This window comes from Calorimonas adulescens (assembly GCF_008274215.1).
Classification (GTDB): Bacteria; Bacillota; Thermoanaerobacteria; order Thermoanaerobacterales; family UBA4877; genus Calorimonas; species Calorimonas adulescens.
On sequence record NZ_VTPS01000009.1, the window covers coordinates 26,585 to 45,618 of the forward strand.

19 protein-coding genes and 1 tRNA gene are annotated in these 19,034 nt (G+C 34.9%); 19 read left to right on the forward strand and 1 reads right to left on the reverse strand.

Annotated features, from left to right (window positions below; all coding sequences use genetic code 11):
- Positions 1-153: 153 nt before the first annotated feature.
- The 19 genes from spoIIGA to FWJ32_RS06985 all read left to right on the forward strand — a co-directional run bounded on the left by spoIIGA (position 154) and on the right by FWJ32_RS06985 (position 17,710).
- Positions 154-1,038, forward strand: a complete 885-nt coding sequence (gene spoIIGA / locus FWJ32_RS06895; RefSeq protein ID WP_149545232.1) for a sigma-E processing peptidase SpoIIGA — start codon at positions 154-156, stop codon at positions 1,036-1,038.
- Positions 1,039-1,061: 23 nt separating this feature from the next.
- Positions 1,062-1,778: an RNA polymerase sporulation sigma factor SigE gene (sigE, locus tag FWJ32_RS06900; protein ID WP_149545233.1), complete on the forward strand. Its 717-nt coding sequence runs from the start codon at positions 1,062-1,064 to the stop codon at positions 1,776-1,778.
- A 52-nt stretch (positions 1,779-1,830) separates the two neighbouring features.
- Positions 1,831-2,604: an RNA polymerase sporulation sigma factor SigG gene (sigG, locus tag FWJ32_RS06905; RefSeq protein ID WP_149545234.1), complete on the forward strand. Its 774-nt coding sequence runs from the start codon at positions 1,831-1,833 to the stop codon at positions 2,602-2,604.
- A 103-nt stretch (positions 2,605-2,707) separates the two neighbouring features.
- On the forward strand, positions 2,708-2,953 hold the full coding sequence (locus FWJ32_RS06910; RefSeq protein WP_149545235.1) for a YlmC/YmxH family sporulation protein: 246 nt from the start codon (positions 2,708-2,710) through the stop codon (positions 2,951-2,953).
- Between the two features lie 70 nt (positions 2,954-3,023).
- Positions 3,024-3,482 carry a transcriptional regulator NrdR gene (nrdR, locus tag FWJ32_RS06915; RefSeq protein WP_149545236.1) on the forward strand — a complete coding sequence of 153 codons (459 nt, stop codon included), beginning with the start codon at positions 3,024-3,026 and terminating at the stop codon, positions 3,480-3,482.
- A gap of 4 nt (positions 3,483-3,486) precedes the next feature.
- On the forward strand, positions 3,487-4,308 hold the full coding sequence (gene pgeF, locus FWJ32_RS06920; RefSeq protein ID WP_149545237.1) for a peptidoglycan editing factor PgeF: 822 nt from the start codon (positions 3,487-3,489) through the stop codon (positions 4,306-4,308).
- A gap of 14 nt (positions 4,309-4,322) precedes the next feature.
- Positions 4,323-5,039, forward strand: a complete 717-nt coding sequence (locus FWJ32_RS06925; protein ID WP_149545238.1) for a response regulator transcription factor — start codon at positions 4,323-4,325, stop codon at positions 5,037-5,039.
- Positions 5,039-6,766 carry a two-component system histidine kinase PnpS gene (gene pnpS, locus FWJ32_RS06930; protein WP_149545239.1) on the forward strand — a complete coding sequence of 576 codons (1,728 nt, stop codon included), beginning with the start codon at positions 5,039-5,041 and terminating at the stop codon, positions 6,764-6,766. Before FWJ32_RS06925 ends, pnpS begins: the two co-directional genes overlap by 1 nt.
- Before the next feature lie 91 nt (positions 6,767-6,857).
- Entirely contained in the window at positions 6,858-7,787 is a 930-nt protein-coding gene (locus FWJ32_RS06935; protein WP_149545240.1) for a phosphate ABC transporter substrate-binding protein, read from the forward strand.
- Positions 7,788-8,067: 280 nt separating this feature from the next.
- Positions 8,068-8,997, forward strand: coding sequence for a phosphate ABC transporter permease subunit PstC (gene pstC, locus FWJ32_RS06940; protein ID WP_149545241.1), 930 nt, complete (start codon positions 8,068-8,070; stop codon positions 8,995-8,997).
- Positions 8,994-9,884 carry a phosphate ABC transporter permease PstA gene (pstA, locus tag FWJ32_RS06945; protein ID WP_149545242.1) on the forward strand — a complete coding sequence of 297 codons (891 nt, stop codon included), beginning with the start codon at positions 8,994-8,996 and terminating at the stop codon, positions 9,882-9,884. The genes pstC and pstA overlap by 4 nt, the downstream gene beginning before the upstream one ends.
- Positions 9,885-9,906: 22 nt before the next feature.
- Positions 9,907-10,659 carry a phosphate ABC transporter ATP-binding protein PstB gene (gene pstB / locus FWJ32_RS06950; RefSeq protein ID WP_203227618.1) on the forward strand — a complete coding sequence of 251 codons (753 nt, stop codon included), beginning with the start codon at positions 9,907-9,909 and terminating at the stop codon, positions 10,657-10,659.
- Between the two features lie 17 nt (positions 10,660-10,676).
- Positions 10,677-11,336, forward strand: coding sequence for a phosphate signaling complex protein PhoU (gene phoU, locus FWJ32_RS06955; RefSeq protein WP_149545243.1), 660 nt, complete (start codon positions 10,677-10,679; stop codon positions 11,334-11,336).
- 144 nt (positions 11,337-11,480) lie between these two features.
- Positions 11,481-12,176: a DUF1614 domain-containing protein gene (locus FWJ32_RS06960; RefSeq protein WP_149545244.1), complete on the forward strand. Its 696-nt coding sequence runs from the start codon at positions 11,481-11,483 to the stop codon at positions 12,174-12,176.
- A complete protein-coding gene (gene spoIIP / locus FWJ32_RS06965; RefSeq protein WP_162523550.1) occupies positions 12,154-13,239 on the forward strand; it encodes a stage II sporulation protein P in 1,086 nt (361 codons plus the stop codon). Before FWJ32_RS06960 ends, spoIIP begins: the two co-directional genes overlap by 23 nt.
- A gap of 97 nt (positions 13,240-13,336) precedes the next feature.
- Positions 13,337-14,656 (forward strand): DUF512 domain-containing protein, encoded by a 1,320-nt coding sequence (locus FWJ32_RS06970; protein ID WP_149545246.1) that lies wholly within the window; start codon positions 13,337-13,339, stop codon positions 14,654-14,656.
- A complete protein-coding gene (gene der, locus FWJ32_RS06975) occupies positions 14,649-15,968 on the forward strand; it encodes a ribosome biogenesis GTPase Der (protein ID WP_149545247.1) in 1,320 nt (439 codons plus the stop codon). Before FWJ32_RS06970 ends, der begins: the two co-directional genes overlap by 8 nt.
- Positions 15,969-16,105: 137 nt before the next feature.
- Positions 16,106-17,584 carry a stage IV sporulation protein A gene (spoIVA, locus tag FWJ32_RS06980; RefSeq protein WP_149545248.1) on the forward strand — a complete coding sequence of 493 codons (1,479 nt, stop codon included), beginning with the start codon at positions 16,106-16,108 and terminating at the stop codon, positions 17,582-17,584.
- A gap of 50 nt (positions 17,585-17,634) precedes the next feature.
- Positions 17,635-17,710 (forward strand) — tRNA-Pro (locus FWJ32_RS06985).
- A 57-nt stretch (positions 17,711-17,767) separates the two neighbouring features.
- Here FWJ32_RS06985 and FWJ32_RS06990 read toward each other — a convergent pair.
- Positions 17,768-18,973, reverse strand: coding sequence for a tyrosine-type recombinase/integrase (locus FWJ32_RS06990; RefSeq protein ID WP_149545249.1), 1,206 nt, complete (start codon positions 18,971-18,973; stop codon positions 17,768-17,770).
- Between the last annotated feature and the right edge of the window lie 61 nt (positions 18,974-19,034).

Genomic DNA, 19,034 nt, shown 5'->3' on the forward strand with positions numbered 1-19,034 from the left:
CACTACTCCCGTTTGGGAGTTTTTTTGTCGTAATTTGCCTCAAAATTATACCGCTTTTTTTACAATAAATTTATGTTCTATTTGATATCATTAAAGCATAAAATGAATCGTTAGGACATATAAAATATTAAGTATAAATAATAGAGGGTACCAATGTATATAGATGTTATATTAATAGAAAACATTGTTTTAAACTATCTAGTTCTGTATATTACGTCTATTCTAGTAAAATATAAAAGCACATTTATAAAAATTTTTGTAGGGTCCTTGGTTGGAGCTCTGTATGTCATCCCTTTGTTTGTGTACAATAATGCGTTATTTAACTCTGTTACAATGAAGTTCATGCTTTCAGCATTGATGATAGTAATTGTATTTCACCCTACAAGGTTTAAAGAATTTATAAGACTGTTATCTTACTTTTATTTAGTTTCATTGATATTTGGGGGTGTAGCATTTGCTTTATATTATTCAGTTATGGCATCAGAAAGTTATAGTCTCAATGGAATTTTTGTCATTAATGATTTTCCAGTAATACTTATAATCGCAACCATACTGCTTGGAAGTTTTTTGATATTTTACTGCATAGAATATGTAAGGAAAATACGTAAAAATCTAGTACAGATGGAGATCATAATTGAAAATAATTATGTTTCAACCTGTGCGTTGATCGATACAGGTAATACCCTGTATGAGCCAATAAGTCATATACCGGTAATTATTGTGGAGTTTGATATATTGAAGGAGATATTGCCTGAGAAAGTGATAGAGTGTATTTCACAATTAAATCAGATAAACTCTCAGGACTTTGATAACTTTACCTTAGATCAAAAATGGTTAAAAAGGTTTAGACTTGTTCCATTTAAAGCTATTGGCAAAGAAAATGGTATGCTTCTTGGCTTTAAACCAGACGGACTTAAGATTAAAGACGACAATGCGACCAAAGTCATCAATGATGTTGTACTCGGTATATATTTTGATAAATTATCTCAAAATAATGAATACGGTGCTCTGCTACATCCTGATTTGCTGTCAGAGTAAATAAAAATATGGGGGGACATTCGATGTACAAAATATGGAATGTCAGCAATTTGCTTGGTAGATTAATAAGAGAAATCCTAAGCCGCATTAATAAGATTTATTATATTGGAGGACCGGAAGCATTGCCGCCACCTCTCAGTGCTGTAGAAGAAAATGAACTCCTGGAGAGATTAAAGAGCGGAGAAAATGAGGTGAAAAGTGAGCTCATCGAGAGGAATCTCAGACTTGTAGTATATATCGCAAAGAAGTTTGAAAATACAGGTATAAACATAGAAGATCTAATATCAATTGGAACTATTGGCCTCATTAAAGCTGTAAATACTTTTGATCCCAATAAAAAAATAAAATTGGCGACCTATGCATCAAGATGTGTAGAAAATGAAATCTTGATGTTCTTGAGAAGGAACAATAAAACCAAGTTAGAAGTGTCTATAGACGAGCCATTGAATGTAGATTTAGATGGAAATGAGCTGCTGTTGTCTGATATTCTTGGCACTGATAACGAGGTAATATATCAATACGTAGAGAATGAAGTAGATAAACAGTTGTTAGAGATGGCAATACAAAAACTTTCGAAAAGAGAGAAAGACATAATAAATTTAAGGTTTGGCCTTAATGGGCAGATTGAAAAAACACAGAAAGAAGTGGCAGATATGCTTGGAATATCTCAATCATACATATCCAGATTAGAAAAGAGAATTTTAAAGAGGTTAAGGAAAGAAATTACAAGGATGGTTTAGAGAATAATTACACTGTTCCTCGGCAATACTTAGATAATAAGGAGGGACAGTTATGGTTAATAACAAAGTTGAGATATGTGGTGTCAATACATCCAAACTTCCTATACTGACCAATGAGGAAATGCTTGAGCTAATGAATAAAATGAAAAATGGCGACAAAGAAGCAAGAGAAAAATTTATCAAGGGGAATCTGCGACTCGTATTGAGTGTGATACAAAGGTTTAATAACAGGGGAGAAAGTGTAGACGATCTGTTTCAGGTTGGATGTATAGGCCTGATAAAGGCAATAGATAATTTTGATGTAAATCAAAATGTAAGATTCTCTACCTATGCTGTTCCAATGATTATTGGTGAAATAAGGAGATATTTAAGAGACAATAATTCCATCAGGGTGAGTCGTTCCCTTAGGGATATGGCGTATAAGGCTCTACAGATTAAAGATAGGCTTGTAAACGAAAATTCAAAAGAGCCCACCCTTTCAGAAATAGCAAAAGAACTTAATGTCTCTGAAGAAGAGATTGTGTTTGCACTGGATGCAATACAGGACCCTATTTCCCTGTTTGAACAGGTATATCACGATGGCGGAGATGCAATATATGTCATGGACCAGATCAGCGATGAAAATAATCAAGATGATACATGGCTTGATAATATATCTTTAAAGGAAGCAATGTCGAAGTTGAGCGAGCGGGATAAAAATATAGTGCGGCTGAGATTTTTTGAGGGCAAGACCCAGATGGAAGTTGCAGAAGAAATTGGAATTTCTCAAGCTCAGGTTTCAAGACTAGAGAAATCGGCATTGAATCAGATGAGAAAGTATATATAAGGTAGTTATTCAAGATGGAGTGTCAGCTCCTTATTTTTTTGTGTTTTTTTTATTACTTTGTTCATATTCATAATTTAGACAGGTATTTAAGGGGGGACGAGTTATGGTCAAGATAACGGAACTGAAGGAAAAAGAAGTTGTAAATATTCAGAATGGCTGCAAACTTGGTTATGTGAGTGATATTGATATTAACCTTGAAGATGGTGTGGTGGAGGCTTTGGTGATACCAGGAGGAAGCAATTTTTTGGGCCTGTTTAAAAGAAATAATGATATTATTATACCATGGAATTTTATAAGAAAAATTGGAGTAGATGTAATACTTGTAGATATATCAGATAATATAACATAAGAAGGTAGACTTACAACATTTTGTTGTATATAATATATATAGTACAACATGCTGATGGGGGTAATTTGAAATGAGATGTCCGTTTTGCGGAAATGAAGATACAAAAGTTATAGACTCTCGTTCTACAGATGAGGGTAATTCTATACGCAGGAGACGAGAATGTGAAAGATGTGGTAGACGTTTTACAACCTATGAAAAATTGGATGAAATACCTTATATGGTGATCAAAAAAGATGGTTCAAGAGAACCCTTTGACAGAAACAAAATACTTAATGGACTTATAAAGGCCTGTGAAAAGCGCCCTGTTTCAATAAATGTTTTAGATGATATTGTTAAAGATTTAGAGAAAAGGCTGTACAATAATAATGAGAAGGAGGTACCAACGCAGTTAATAGGAGAGATGGTTATGGATGCATTAAAAGACACTGATGAAGTGGCTTATGTCAGATTTGCCTCTGTTTATAGACAATTTAAGGATGTAAGCACGTTCATGGATGAAATCAAAAAACTGATGGACGAAAAGAGGTAAATAAATGTACAAGACAGAAGTGTTTGCATTAAATAACATATGTGATTTTGAATATTTTAATATACCTGCTTTTGAGTCTAAGGGCAATATATTTACCTTTTTTTCTACTCGAAATGGCGGTGTTAGTGGAGGGTATTATAGCAGTTTAAATCTTAGTTTTAGAAAACAGGATGATATTGAAAACGTGGTAAAGAATTATGGCATATTGTGTAACAGATTTAATTTAAATATAAATTCAATGGTATTTTCAGACCAAATACACAAGGATAATATAGTGAGGGTTAACTCTTCCCATTCAGGTTTTCCATTATATGGTAAAAAAATATATGATTGTGATGCGCTAATCACTGACGAAAGAGAACTCCCTCTTGTTACATATTATGCTGACTGTGTACCTATATACTTTTTTGACCCGGTTAATGAAGCTGTTGGCCTGGCCCATGCAGGATGGAGGGGAACCCTCATGAAGATTGGAGCAAAAGTGGTAGATAGAATGGAGGAAGTTTTTGGGACAAACCCTTCAAATTTGCTTGTTGCCATAGGTCCTTCAATAGGTTCATGTTGCTATGAAGTTGGCGGAGATATATATGACCTGTTTGCTTCTGAGTTTGTGGGAGACAACAATTTTATTTATGAAGAAAAGGACGGCAAATATAAGCTTGATTTAAAATTATGTAATAGACAACAGCTTATAGAAAAAGGAGTTAAAAGCACCAATATATATATATCCAGTTATTGTACATCATGTGAAGGACAGTATTTCTTTTCATACAGACGTGACAAAGGAAAAACTGGGTTACATTGTGCCATAATCATGTTAAGGTGAGGAGATGGATGCAAATGTCTAGTAAAATACTAATAATCGAGGATGAACAAAATATTCAGGAACTGTTAAGTTTTAATATTTCCAATGCAGGGTATGATGTTAGAGTGTCTGATAACGGCAATGATGGTCTTGCGAAAGCATTCAGCGAATCTCCAGATTTAATTATATTGGATCTTATGCTACCAGATATGGATGGCTTTGAAGTTTGCAAGAGATTAAAATCAGATGTAAAAACTAAGATGATACCAATAATAATTCTTACTGCTAAAAGTGAAGAACTGGATAAGATATTGGGATTGGAGTTGGGTGCAGATGATTACATTACTAAACCTTTTAGTATAAGAGAATTATTGGCTCGTATTAAGGTTGTACTGAGGAGAGGCAAAGTTGAGGATGATGAGAAAGTTAATAATGAGGAGTCAATAATAAAAATTGGCGATATGGAAATAGATTGTGAAAAGTTTACAGTAACTAAAAATGGGAATCCTCTTGACCTGACTTTAAAGGAATTTGAATTGCTTAAGCTTTTAGTACTAAATAAGGATAAAGTGCTTACAAGAGATTTTCTTTTAGACAAGGTATGGGGGTATGAATATTCTGGAGAGACACGTACTGTAGACGTTCATATAAGACATTTACGAAGAAAAATTGAAAAAGATGACAATTATCCTCAATATATTGAGACAGTTAGAGGAGTTGGATATAAGTTTAATGGCAAAGGAGCACAATAATGCAAAAAAGGCTTATGATTAGTTTTATAATAATAATGTGTCTTACTTTGACTTTAAGCTACATGTTATTTTTAAATATATATTCATCTCATATTGTTAAAATTATAAAAAATGAATTATATAAAGATGCAGACAATCTGTTTTTGTTTCTTTCTGAGCATGATGATGTAGAAGGGTATCTTAATAGCTATGTCAATGAAACAGGAAATAATATATCTGTCGTTTATGACGGCAAGCAAATAAATTCAAGTCAAGGTGTTAGCAAAGAAATTATAAATAATTTAACCAATAGATTGAAAGAAAGTGATAAATCAGATCTTATTAGAATCAGCGGTAATGAACGCATTATAGCTGTAGGTGAGTCTTCTCCTGATAGAGCCATTTCTGTATTCATATCGGCATCATATGATAAGTATGCTGGCTTTGGCGTTGATGAATGGACATATCTTATCGTTATTTTTACACTTTGTCTTGCTGTTTCCATATTATTATGGTATAGGTTCATATTCCATATTACGAGATCAATAAAAAATATAACACGGGTTGTCAGTGACATTACAGATGGCAATTACGAGGAATTAATTCATTATGAATATGATGATGAAATGGGTGAACTGGTAAAAGCTTTCAATTTAATGGCGAATAAACTGAAATCAATAATGGAGGAAATGCATGACAGGAATTCTAAACTTGAAGCTGTCTTGAAAGGCATTGTGAACGGTGTAATAGCTATAGATGACCATGGGAAGATAATATTAATTAATGAAGCTGCAAAAAAAATACTGAACTTATCCAATACTGATGTAATAGATAAATATCTGTTGGAAGTTATAAGGAACTATAGACTGTCTCAAGAATTAGATAGTTACATTCATAAAAAAACAAAAAACAATGTGGATTTTGAAATTAATCTTCCACAAAACAAAACTCTGAAAGTATATATTAATCCTATAGTTAATTCTGAATTAGCTAATAAAACCATAGGAACTGTTATAGTGTTCAATGATATTACTGAACTCAAAAGGCTTGAAAGAATAAGAAGCGATTTTGTAGCAAATGTGTCTCACGAACTGCGTACCCCATTAACATCCATTATGGGGTTTGTAGAGACTTTAAAAGAAGGGAATATAAAAGATGAAGCTACCACTGAGAGATTCCTTGATATTATCTCACTGGAAACAGAAAGATTAACACGACTCATAAATGATATACTTACGCTTTCTGAAATAGAAAATGTAAGAGAGGATGTAAAAAAAGATGTTATAGGTATTAAGGATTTGATTGAGGATATTACGTATATACTTGATAGTAAAGCAAAAGAAAAGAACGTCAATATTTTAATAAAGATTGACCCTGAAGATTTAAAAATTATTGCAAATAGAGATAGGATCCATCAATTATTTATTAATTTGATTGACAATGGGATAAAATATAATAAAGAAAATGGCACAGTTATAATAAATGTATGGAAGGAAAAATGTAATATTAATATATCAGTTAAGGATACAGGCATAGGTATACCCAGAGAACATATTCCAAGAATTTTTGAGAGATTTTATAGAGTAGATAAAGGAAGATCAAGGAAATTAGGGGGTACAGGACTTGGCCTGGCCATTGTAAAACATATAATAGAGTCTATGAATGGAGATATTGTAATCAACAGCGAACCAGGTGTAGGTACAGAGTTTCTTATAACCTTGAATGGTGTGTGCGATAATTTAACATGAATTTAACACTACGTTAATATCTAATTTACATTGAACTGATATCATATTATCCGTAGGAAAGAGTAAAAAATAACGGAGGTGCGTGCACAAAATGTTAAATAGTAAAAGATTGGTATTAGTTCTTCTGTCTGTTTTGTTAATTGCAATGGTTATTTTATCAGGGTGCGGATCATCCCAATCTCGGCAACCTACTGCACCAGGTAATGGGTCGAGCAGTTCTGAACAAAATAGCGGACAAAGCTCAACTTCAGAAGATACTCTATCAGGTACTATAACTGCTGCAGGCTCAACAGCTATGCAGCCGTTAGTTGAAAAGGCGGCAGCCAGATTTATGGAATTACATCCTAATGTAACAATTACAGTTCAAGGCGGTGGCAGTGGGACGGGTCTTTCACAGGTTGCCAATGGGGCGGTTGATATTGGCAATTCGGACGTGTTTGCAGAGGAAAAATTAGGTGCGGATCAAGCTAAGGAACTGGTAGATCACCAGGTAATAGCACAGGGATTTGCTGCAATAGTTAATAAGGATGTACAGGTAGATAGCCTTACAAAGCAGCAACTTATAGACATTTTTACAGGTAAAGTCACAAACTGGAAAGATGTTGGTGGCCAGGACCTGAAGATTGTTGTAGTTAATAGGCCGACCAGTTCAGGAACAAGGGTTACATTCATCGCTAAAGCTCTTGATGGTGCACAAGTAATAGAGGGCAATACATTAACTGAAGATTCGAATGGCACTGTTTTGGCCACAGTCGCACAGCAGCCCGGTGCAATAAGTTATCTTGGCCTTGCATACCTTGATGAAAGTGTAAAGGCCCTTAAGATAGATGGCGTAGAACCAACTGTTGAGAATATTGTTGCAGGTACCTATCCGGTCTGGTCATTCGGACATATGTATACAAAAGGTGAACCAAAGGAACCCGTAAAGTCCTTTTTAGATTTCATGACCTCTGATGATGTTGCACAGATTGCAAAAAAATTGAACTATATTGCAGGTAGTGATGCTGCTAAGCTGAAATAATAAATTTAATAGAAAACAGCACATTCTCAATGTATGATGGTTTAATAGAAAATTAGAAAATTTTGCATTCCCGGTTAGATATAGAGCAGGATAGATGTACCCTGCTCTATTTTTTTCAACTTTTTCGGGTAAGCAACAGACCCTGTCAAGAGCATTGTGACATAGTTGTATATAGTGATAAACATTTTACATAAAATTAACACGGAATTAACATTTTTAACAAAGAGAAGTGGTATTATAAACTTAAGATAATGGCTGGTATATAATACCGGCTTTATTTATGTGTAATGAAAGACAGGTGGATAAATTGAAAAGTAGCAACTCAAAAAGAATAAATGAACTTTTGGGTAAGACTGTAACAACCATATGTGGTTTATTGGTAATTGCTATAGTTATTATGATAGTCATATTCATTACGTATAAAGGCCTCAGCACTTTTCTTGTTAATCATATATCCCCGATCGAGTTTTTTATTTCATCTTCATGGAATCCTGAGCTTCCACCATCGGATGGAGGACCCAAAGTTGGTGCATTTGTGTTTATTTATGGTTCTGTTTTGGTTTCCACATTGGCATTGATTATAAGTGCACCTTTGAGCGCAGGGACAGCTATTTTTATAACTGAGATTGCTCCTAAATGGGGACAAAAGGTGCTGCAGCCCATTATAGAGTTGTTTGTTGGCATACCATCTGTTGTATACGGATGGGTGGGCCTTAGTGTACTTGTGCCATTCATAAGAAATAATATAGGTGGTTATGGGATGAGTGTGCTTGCAGGAAGTATTGTCCTCTCAATAATGATATTTCCCACTATTACTAGTGTCATGGTGGATTCACTGAAGGCTTTACCATTCGATTTAAATGAGGCCTCATATGCACTTGGTGCCACGAGATGGCAGACGATCGCGAGGGTACTTCTTCCTGCTGCATTACCCGGAATGTTAACTGGAATCATTCTGGGGCTGGCGAGAGGGCTGGGTGAGGCTTTGGCAGTGCAGATGGTTATTGGAAATACACCAGGTAAAATCCCGACATCAATCTTGGACCCAGCCCATACAATGACAAGTATCATTACTATGGACATGGGTAATACAGTTATGGGGACGCTGGCAAATAATGCTCTATGGTCTATCGCCTTACTCCTTATGATAATTTCGTTAATTTTTATCATATTAATAAGAGTAATAGGTAAGAGGAGGGTATACAGATGAGCGCTAAAGCCAGTGATAAGATTGCAACAATGGTATTATATTTAATTGCAGTGTTTATAGTTGCATTGCTTTTCTCGCTCGTAGGGTATATAATTTTTCAAGGATATAAGGTGATAGATTGGCATTTTCTTACTGCACCAGCAGAAACTTTTGAAGCAGGCGGCGGAATAGGACCGCAGCTATTTAATTCTTTTTATATACTGATTATATCGATGCTTTTCACTGCTCCATTAGGATTGGGATGCAGTATATACCTTGCTGAGTATGCCAGACCGAGTAAGATAACTGATTTAATAAGGTTAAGTATTGAAACACTTGCATCGTTGCCCTCAATAGTGGTTGGACTATTTGGACTCCTGATTTTTGTTAATATGACCGGGTGGGGATATACATTAATTGGGGGAGCTCTTTCAGTGACCATTTTAAATCTTCCTGTTATGACCAGGGTATGTGAAGATTCTATACAAGGCGTGCCTGGCGAGTTGAAAGAGGCCAGCTATTCGCTTGGTGCTACTAAATGGCAGACTATTACCAGGGTAATTTTACCTGTAGCTCTACCAGGAATAATTACAGGAATTATATTAACAGCAGGTAGAGTTTTTGGTGAGGCTGCTGCTCTTATTTATACTGCTGGCCTGAGTTCACCAAATTTAAACTTCAAAATATGGAATTTTTTCAATCCAAGATCGCCAATAAGCCTTATGAGGCCGGCTGAAACGTTGGCAGTCCATATATGGAAAGTGAATTCCGAGCATTTGTTGCCAGATACTCGTCAAATTGCAGATGGTTCAGCTGCAGTATTGGTTGTTGCTGTACTGATATTTAATTTTACTGCCAGATGGCTTGGTTCTTATATACACCGTAAATTAAGCGGACACAGAGCGTAGTTTGTTGAGGGAGGGAATTCACTTGTTAAAATTTAATGTTGAGAATTTGAATCTTTTTTATGGCGAATTACATGCACTTAAAAATGTTAATATGCAGGTTCACGAAAACAGTGTTATGGCTCTTATTGGGCCATCTGGCTGTGGTAAGTCAACATTTTTGCGTACGCTTAACAGGATGAATGATCTTATTGATAATGTCAAGATAACAGGTAAGGTTTTTCTCGACAATGAGGATATATATGCTCCAAATGTTGATGTTATAGAACTGCGAAAACGTGTAGGAATGGTTTTCCAGAAACCAAATCCATTTCCGATGAGTGTGTATGAAAATGTTGTCTATGGACCTAAAATACATGGTATTCGTTCAAAGAGTAAACTCGATGAGATAGCCGAAAAAAGTCTTATATCAGCGGCTCTTTGGGACGAAGTTAAAGATAGACTCAAGGAATCAGCTTTAGAACTTTCTGGAGGACAGCAGCAAAGATTATGTATAGCGAGGACACTTGCAGTTAACCCTGAGGTTATATTAATGGATGAACCCACCTCCGCCCTTGACCCAATATCTACAGCAAAAATTGAGGAGTTAATTGAGACCCTAAAAGAAAGATATACTATAATAATAGTAACTCATAACATGCAACAGGCGGGCAGAATTTCTGATTTCACATCATTCTTTTTAAATGGTGAGGTAATAGAATCAGGTCCCACAGAAAAGCTATTTTATAACCCGGAAGACAAACGTACCAATGATTATATTACAGGTAGATTCGGTTAATAGGAGGGATATATGGTATGACTACAAGGTATCACTATGATGAGCAACTAGAGGATTTACACTTAAAAATTTTGAAACTAGGCAGCATGGTGGAGGAAGCTATTGATAAATCCATAAGATCTCTAGTAGAGCATGATAAAGCTTTGGCAGAAGAAGTAATAGATAACGATGATGTTATTGATAGCTTTACTCTTGAAATTGATGATGAATGTGTAAGGATCATTGCAACACAACAACCCTTAGCAAGAGACCTCAGGATAATAGTTGCAGGGCTTAAATTGGCAACAGATCTGGAAAGAATAGCTGACCATGCCGTAGATATTGCAAAAATAACAGAAAGAATAGCTGATGAGGTATATATAAAGCCCCTGATAGATATACCAAGAATGGCCGAAATGGTAAAAGAAATGGTTAAGGGAGCATTAGATGCATATGTTACCACTGACTCAACCCGTGCTATAGAGATAACAAAACTTGACGATGAGGTAGACGGAATATATAAGCAAATGTTCAGAGAGCTCTTGACATATATGATGGAGGATCAAAAAAATATACATCAAGCAACACAATTTTTATTTGTTGGTAAATCTCTTGAAAGAATAGCTGATCATGCTACAAATATTTGCGAGTGGGTTATTTATATTGATAAAGGGATACATGAAGACCTGAATAAATAAGTTTTTAAGTCTCTGGTGACATATACGTAAGAAACCACGCTATTTTATAGCGTGGTTTCTTACGTATATGTGTATATTTGCAGTATATATTTTTGTAGGTATGGGAAATATAAAAACAAAAGACGGTAGATATGAGGTGATAAAATGCCACTGAGTTATATAATTTTAATGATAATAGCAGTACTAATCCTTTTTGGCATAGCCCACAGGGTATTGGATAGATTAGGTTTGACTGATACTGTTGCCTTGGTTTTTATTATTGCTATTTTAGCCGGTTCGTTTATTCCTGATATCAGGGTACACCCACTACTGAGTATTAATATTGGTGGCGCTGTTATACCATTTATATTATCAGGATATGTCTTCTTTCATGCAGACAGTAGTGCTGAAAGAATTCGTTCCATTCTTGGTGCTATAATTTCTGGCATAGCTGTGTTTGCCTTGGGTATTTACTTACCTGATGAACCTGCCTCTGTTATAGTTGAGCCACTTTATGCCTACGCTGTTGCATGCGGATTAATCTCATATATGATTGGCCGCTCAAGAAAAGCAGCATTTATTTCAGGTGCAATGGGCATTATTATAAGTGACATCATACAATGGGTTGTAAACATAATAAATAACATACCAGGAACAATACGTATGGGTGGTGCAGGGTTTATGGATGCTGTAATAATATCTTCTGTTATTGCAGTATTACTCGTTGAGGTTATTGGCGAGACAAGGGAAAAATTACAGGGAGGTACATCACAAAATAAATCACAGGAAACCAGTTTTTCAGGTCCTGCAAGAGTAAATGTCAGAGGGGGTAACCGTAATGTCAATAAAGGAAAAAGGTAAAATATGCCTATTTTGCATCTTATTTTTCTCCTTTATAACTGCTGATCTAAACAAAGAAATGGTATTTGCTGATGAATGGTATGGGGAATCAGAAAAGTATTATACTGTTTATATAGAAGATAAAAAAGAGCCACTGTTTATGACAGCATGGGAAATTTTCATAGGCGATGAATATTTGAGTTCAGATAATAAGCTATATAAAATTATAAAGGTCGACAGTGGAGATAATAAGGCATATGCAAAGTTTGTTAAAGATGTTAAAATGCCTGAGATTGATGTGGAAGATATTAAAGAAACAGTTGCACAACAGGTGTCAAAAAAAATAGGATTGTTATCAACACATAGTGATGAGTCATATTTGCCATCGGACGGTAAAGCCTCTATAAATGGAAGAGGTGGTATATATGACGTAGATCAATCGTTGAAAAAAAGCATTGAAAGTAATGGGATTGAAGTATTGCTTGATGATACAATCTATCTTCCTCATGACGCAAAAGCTTATTCACGTTCAAGGAGCGGTGTACTAAGGCTTGTAAAAAATGGTGCAGAGGCGGTATTAGATATACACAGGGATGCTGTTCCTCCGGAAGAGTATGTACGCAAAATAGAAGGTAAGAATGCGGCAGGAGTTCGAGTTGTTGTTGGAAGGGCAAACCCTAATAGGAGCGCCAATACTAACCTCGCATATAGGATAAAAGCTGTATCAGACAAACTGTATCCAGGTTTGGTAAGAGATGTATTTTTTGGACATGGTAGCTACAACCAGGATATAGGACCAAATGTATTATTGTTAGAATTTGGTACACATACTATTCATAAAGAGCGGGCTGAGGTTTCGGCAACAATGTTTGGAGATGTAATAAGTAAGGCATTGTATGGCATAAATGAAAAAAAAGAAACGACACCAATAGGTTTAGTAAAGTCTACTCCCCAGCAACGGTCTACATCTATAAGAATTATAATTACTCTATTAGTAATTACAGTAATAGGAATTGGAGTTTTTATGTTTTTAAGTATGGGTGATAAAGAATGGCGAAGCAAGATTGGTAAAAGATTAAGATAATAAGGAGCAGGTATTTATACTGCTCTTTTATTTTATACTAAATTATTATATAATCAAAATCTGAAGATAACTAAAGGATTATTGGGAGGAAAATTTGGTGAAAAGTAAAGGACTGAAGATATCTGCAATAGAGTCTGGAAGTATAGCAGAAAAACTTAATATAAATCCAGGGGATATACTCTTATCTATAAACGACATTCCAATGAATGATGTTATAGATTATCTTTACCACAGTGCGGATAACCTCATTAATATTACTATCTTGAAGCAAGGTGGGGAGACTAAGAGGTATCGAATTCGCAAGAGATACGATAAGACACTGGGAATTTCATTTGATGATACTATAACAACAAACCCCAAACGTTGCCAAAATCATTGTATTTTTTGTTTTGTTGATCAAATGCCAAAGGGACTAAGGAAGAGCCTATACATAAAAGATGATGATTACAGGCTTTCTTTTCTTGATGGTAACTTTATAACCCTTACCAATTTGAAAACTGATGAAATTAATCGCATAATTGAGTATCATTTGAGTCCTCTTTATGTTTCCATACACGCAACTGATAATGATGTCAGAAATTATTTACTGGGGAGAAAAAGAGGCGATTATGATATAATTAATATAATAAAAATCTTGATAAAGAATAATATTAAAATACACTGTCAGATTGTACTTTGCCCGGGTATAAACGATGGGAGTGTGCTTGAAAAAACTTTAAATGACCTTTATCAATTTTACCCTGATATAATGTCCTGTGCTGTTGTCCCTGTAGGACTTACCAAATTCAGAGAAGGACTTCCAGAAGTACGTTTTTATGATCAAGAATCATCTTGCCGTGTTCTTGAAATGATCTTTAATTGGAATGATAAATTGAAAAAGTTAATAGGAACAAATTTTGTTTTTCCTTCTGATGAGTTCTTTACAATTTCCGGTACACCAGTTCCTGAATCTTTTTATTATGAGGGCTATCCACAACTGGAAAATGGCATTGGCATGTTGAGGAAATTTATGGATGAAGCACATTCTATAAGAAAAGAGAACTTTGAGATAAAGAAAAGAATAAGTGTATTAACCTCATTAGCTGCTTTTCAAACAATAAATGAGTTAATAAATGAGTTTATGGGAAGTACCGATAAAATAATGTTGAAAGCTATAAAAAATAATTTCTTTGGCGGCAATGTTGATGTGGCTGGATTGATCACAGCGACTGATATTATAGAACAGTTACGTGGTGATATTAATGAAGATGTTATCATTATACCTGCTTCCATGCTCAAAGCAGATGAGGATATTTTTCTTGATGGTATGACATTGGAAGAGTTGCAATCAAAACTAAATAGAAAAATTGTGAAGTGTGATGTAAATGGCGAGATCTTTATCAAGACCTTAAAAAAGGAGGCACAAAACTATGAATAAGCCATTAGTGGCTATAGTTGGAAGGCCAAATGTTGGAAAATCTTCACTTTTTAACGATATAGTAGGTAAGAGGATATCCATAGTCGATGATGTACCTGGAGTTACAAGGGACAGGATATATTCGGAGGCAGAATGGTGTGGTGTTAATTTTGATGTCGTTGACACCGGAGGTATACAAATGGATGATGACGGTGATTTTTATCAGCTTATCAAAAAGCAGTCAGAAATAGCTATTGAAAATGCTGATGTTATATTGTTCGTAGTTGACGGTAAAGAAGGAGTAAATGAAGACGACAGAACCATCGCTAATTTTTTGAGAAAATCTAATAAACCCATTATTTTAGTATGTAACAAAGTAGATGACTTCAATAAGTATTCACTGAACACTTTAGAATTTTATGAATTAGGTCTTGGCGAGCCTGCGGCGATATCAGCAGTGAATAAGATGGGCATTGGAGATTTACTGGATAGGGTTATTAATTCTTTTGGGAGTATTTCCTGTGATAATAAAGATGAAGAAAATATAATGCGTGTGGCAATTGTAGGAAGGCCAAATGTAGGGAAATCCAGTCTATATAACAGGATTATAGGTCAGGAACGCTCTATAGTCAGCGATATACCTGGTACCACAAGGGATGCTATTGATACGCACGTAACAATAGGAGATGACAGGTTTATATTCATAGATACTGCTGGATTAAGAAAGAAGAGTCAGGTCAAGGATAATATCGAACGTTATTCAGTTATCAGATCTTTAAATGCCATTAAAAGGTCAGATATAACATTATTATTGATTGATTCTACAGAAGGAGTGACTGAACAGGATACCAAAATAGCCGGTTATGCGTTAGAAGAGGGGAAAGGAATAATTGTTGTTGTGAATAAATGGGATTTGGTAGAAAAAAATGATAAAACTATTGTGCTATATGAAAAAAATATAAGAGATAGATTGAGTTTTGTCGACTTTGCTCCTATAATTTTTGTATCGGCGGCAACGGGTCTGAGAATACATAAATTGATAGAACTAATAAAGGAAGTTTATAATAATTCCATATTGAAAATAAAAACTGGTTTATTAAATGATGTTTTAAATGAATTTATAGCATTAAATCCACCACCTGCAGATAAAGGAAAGAGACTAAAGATATTCTATATGACTCAAACTGGTATAAAACCGCCGTCATTTGTGTTGTTTGTTAACAATAAAAATCTTTTTCATTTTTCTTACGAGAGGTATCTTGAAAATCAATTGAGAAACTCGTTTGGGTTTTTAGGTAATCCAATAAAAATCGATGTAAAAGAAAGGGAATAAATTACATAATTTCCCAGGAAATAGTTTATAAGGCCTTTTAGGGCCTTTTATTTTTTACCGGTTATAAAAATTTAGCTGATTCATATATATATAATGTCTATTATAATGTCCGAGTATCTTGTAAAGGGGGAAGAGCTTTGGAATATTTGAACATATATGAGGATATAGTTAAGAGAACAGATGGAGACATATACATTGGCGTTGTTGGACCAGTAAGAACAGGTAAATCAACATTCATTAAGAGATTCATGGATTTGCTTGTAATTCCAAATATTGATAATAATTATAGAAAAGAACGTACAAGAGATGAACTTCCACAGAGCGGCAATGGAAAAACTATAAGCACAACTGAACCTAAGTTTGTTCCTAATGAAGCTGTTGTCTTAAAGATGAATGACAATGTACAGATGAAGATAAGACTTATAGACTGTGTTGGTTATCTTGTTAGGGGAGCTTTAGGATATTTAGAGGGGGAAAAACAAAGGCTTGTTATGACACCGTGGTCTGATAAACCCATTCCTTTTGAACAAGCTGCAGAATTGGGTACCAGAAAAGTAATCAAGGATCATTCTACTATTGGACTCCTGGTAACAACTGATGGTACAATTACTGAAATACCCCGTGAAAATTATATTGATGCTGAAGAAAGGGTAGTAAAAGAGTTAAAGGAGATTAATAAACCTTTTGTAATAGTATTGAACTCGGCTAAGCCACTGGATAAGGAGACCGAAAACTTGAGGACCGTTTTGCAAGAAAAATATCAATCTCCAGTAATAGCGATGGATGTCCTTAATATGAATATAGGAGATATTAATAATATTATAGAAAAATTATTGTATGAGTTTCCCATTAAAGAGTTAAGAATAAATTTTCCCAGATGGATAGAGGCACTGGAGGATGATTATTGGGTCAAAAAAGAAATAGTTGACATAATTAAAGTATCAATAGTATATCTTAACAAGTTAAAAGACGTTAGAAATTTTGTAGAAAATTTTATGAACCTTGATTATATAACTGAAGTGAAGATAAATAAAATTGATATGGGAACAGGTATTGCAGATACAGATATCATACCTGATTCACAAATATACTATAAAGTTTTAAGTGATGTATCTGGTTTTGCTATTAATGATGATTATCATCTGTTTTCATTATTGACAGAATTAGCTAAAGCCAAAAAAGAGTATGACAAAGTTGCGGCTGCTTTGGAAGAGGCTAAGAGAAGTGGATATGGAGTTGTTGCACCACAGCTGGATGAACTTGTATTGGAGGAACCAGAGATAGTAAAAAATGGTAATAGATTTGGTGTAAAGTTAAAGGCAAGCGCACCGTCATTACATATAATTAAGACTGATATAAAGACCGAGGTGTCACCAATTATTGGGACTGAACGGCAAAGTCAGGAATTAATTAATTATTTGCTTGATGAATTTGAGAAAGACCCACAAAAGATCTGGAATACAAATGTATTTGGCAAATCACTTCATGACCTTGTGAAAGAGGGTTTACAGAACAAACTATATAAAATGCCCGATGATGTACAATTTAAGCTTCAACAGACGATACAGCGTATAGTAAATGAGGGCAGCGGTGGTATTCTTTGTATAATAATATAAGTCTTGAAAAAAAAGTGCCGATATATTATAATAAATAACGTGAGCAATGTCTGGGTGTGGCGCAGTTGGTAGCGCGCTAGAATGGGGTTCTAGAGGCCGTGGGTTCAAGTCCCACCACTCAGACCAGTATGAAAGCTAATAGAATCAATATATAGAGAGACTTTTTAGGCGTTGCCGAAAGTCTTATTTTTTTTGCTCACCGTTGCCCAACCGTTGCCTAATTTCACATAAAGCCGCCTCAAATGATCTGATAGCTTCTTTCTTTTTCCCGGGTATTAAATGACTATAAAGGTCATATGTGTATGATGGTTTTTCATGACCTAGAATTTCCTGAACAGTATTTACATCAACGCCGTTAGCAAGTAGTATCGAAGCAAACGTATGCCTCATTCCATGCAATGTAACATCTAAACCAAGGTTTTCAGCAACGATAGAAAATAATCTTGAAGTATAATCTAAGCTGAGGGGCTCCCCATTCTTTTTACAAAACACAAGATTATTGTTGTGATAGTCATCACCAAGTAAAACCATATAATTCATTTGCGTTTTTCTATGTTTTCGCAGAAATTTAGCAAATTCTTTTGTCATTGGAATATATCGTATGCCTTTCTCTGTTTTTGTTCCTTTCTTCTGCTGTCCTTTCCCCTTGAATTTTGCATAGCTTTCATTAACATAAATAATCTCTTTTTCAAAATCCAACTTGTCCCATGTTAAGGCAAGCAATTCACCTCTTCGCATACCTGTATGAGCGGCACCCATGAAAACTGCTGCATAATCCTCATTATATTTTTTCGCTTCTTCAATAAAAAAGTCTATTTCCCATGGTTTAAGAAATTTAATATTTCTCTTTTCTGGTCTTGGGACAGTAATTTCATTGCACGGATTAAATTTTATTATTTTTAAAACTTTGACGGCAAATTCTAATGCGGAATTGAGCAATGTGTAATGATATTCCAAGCTCCTATTCCCTAGAGGTTTTCTTTTATCATTCCCTTTTTTCTTTTTTGCTAGATACTCCTTTATATGATAAGGCTTTAATTGTTGTATTGGAATGGATGAAAAGTATGGAAGCAGGTGAGCATCAATAACATACCTATAATTTTCATAAGTCGTTTGCTCTAGCTCAACTTCGCAATACATTTCATACCACTTTTCGATTATATCTCCAACAGTTAATTCCGAAGGCTCGACATATACTCCGTTCTCCAGTTCTTGTATCATCTTATACATTTCTTTTTCAGCAAGCTGTTTATTTTTCCTGTCGTTTTTATCCAGCCTTACTGATTTTACAATTCTCTTACGTTCACCTGTTACTGGATCCCGACCCATATCGATGACAATGGTCCAGGATGATTTATAGCGTTTTTCAAGGTGCCCTGTGATCTGCATGATAATTCTCCTTTCTTAGATTATTTTTAATAGGCGTTTGCGAAACGCCGCAGCCTGCATA

Excerpts from the sequence above, each read along its gene's own strand:
- spoIIP (WP_162523550.1), top strand. The coding sequence starts at position 12,154 with ATGTCAATAAAGGAAAAAGGTAAAATATGCCTATTTTGCATCTTATTT.
- FWJ32_RS06960 (WP_149545244.1), top strand. The coding sequence starts at position 11,481 with ATGCCACTGAGTTATATAATTTTAATGATAATAGCAGTACTAATCCTT.
- phoU (WP_149545243.1), top strand. The coding sequence starts at position 10,677 with ATGACTACAAGGTATCACTATGATGAGCAACTAGAGGATTTACACTTA.
- sigE (WP_149545233.1), top strand. The coding sequence starts at position 1,062 with ATGTACAAAATATGGAATGTCAGCAATTTGCTTGGTAGATTAATAAGA.
- FWJ32_RS06925 (WP_149545238.1), top strand. The coding sequence starts at position 4,323 with ATGTCTAGTAAAATACTAATAATCGAGGATGAACAAAATATTCAGGAA.
- FWJ32_RS06935 (WP_149545240.1), top strand. The coding sequence starts at position 6,858 with ATGTTAAATAGTAAAAGATTGGTATTAGTTCTTCTGTCTGTTTTGTTA.
- nrdR (WP_149545236.1), top strand. The coding sequence starts at position 3,024 with ATGAGATGTCCGTTTTGCGGAAATGAAGATACAAAAGTTATAGACTCT.
- pstC (WP_149545241.1), top strand. The coding sequence starts at position 8,068 with ATGTGTAATGAAAGACAGGTGGATAAATTGAAAAGTAGCAACTCAAAA.
- spoIIGA (WP_149545232.1), top strand. The coding sequence starts at position 154 with ATGTATATAGATGTTATATTAATAGAAAACATTGTTTTAAACTATCTA.
- FWJ32_RS06910 (WP_149545235.1), top strand. The coding sequence starts at position 2,708 with ATGGTCAAGATAACGGAACTGAAGGAAAAAGAAGTTGTAAATATTCAG.
- pstA (WP_149545242.1), top strand. The coding sequence starts at position 8,994 with ATGAGCGCTAAAGCCAGTGATAAGATTGCAACAATGGTATTATATTTA.
- sigG (WP_149545234.1), top strand. The coding sequence starts at position 1,831 with ATGGTTAATAACAAAGTTGAGATATGTGGTGTCAATACATCCAAACTT.
- der (WP_149545247.1), top strand. The coding sequence starts at position 14,649 with ATGAATAAGCCATTAGTGGCTATAGTTGGAAGGCCAAATGTTGGAAAA.
- FWJ32_RS06990 (WP_149545249.1), bottom strand. The coding sequence starts at position 18,973 with ATGCAGATCACAGGGCACCTTGAAAAACGCTATAAATCATCCTGGACC.
- pnpS (WP_149545239.1), top strand. The coding sequence starts at position 5,039 with ATGCAAAAAAGGCTTATGATTAGTTTTATAATAATAATGTGTCTTACT.
- pgeF (WP_149545237.1), top strand. The coding sequence starts at position 3,487 with ATGTACAAGACAGAAGTGTTTGCATTAAATAACATATGTGATTTTGAA.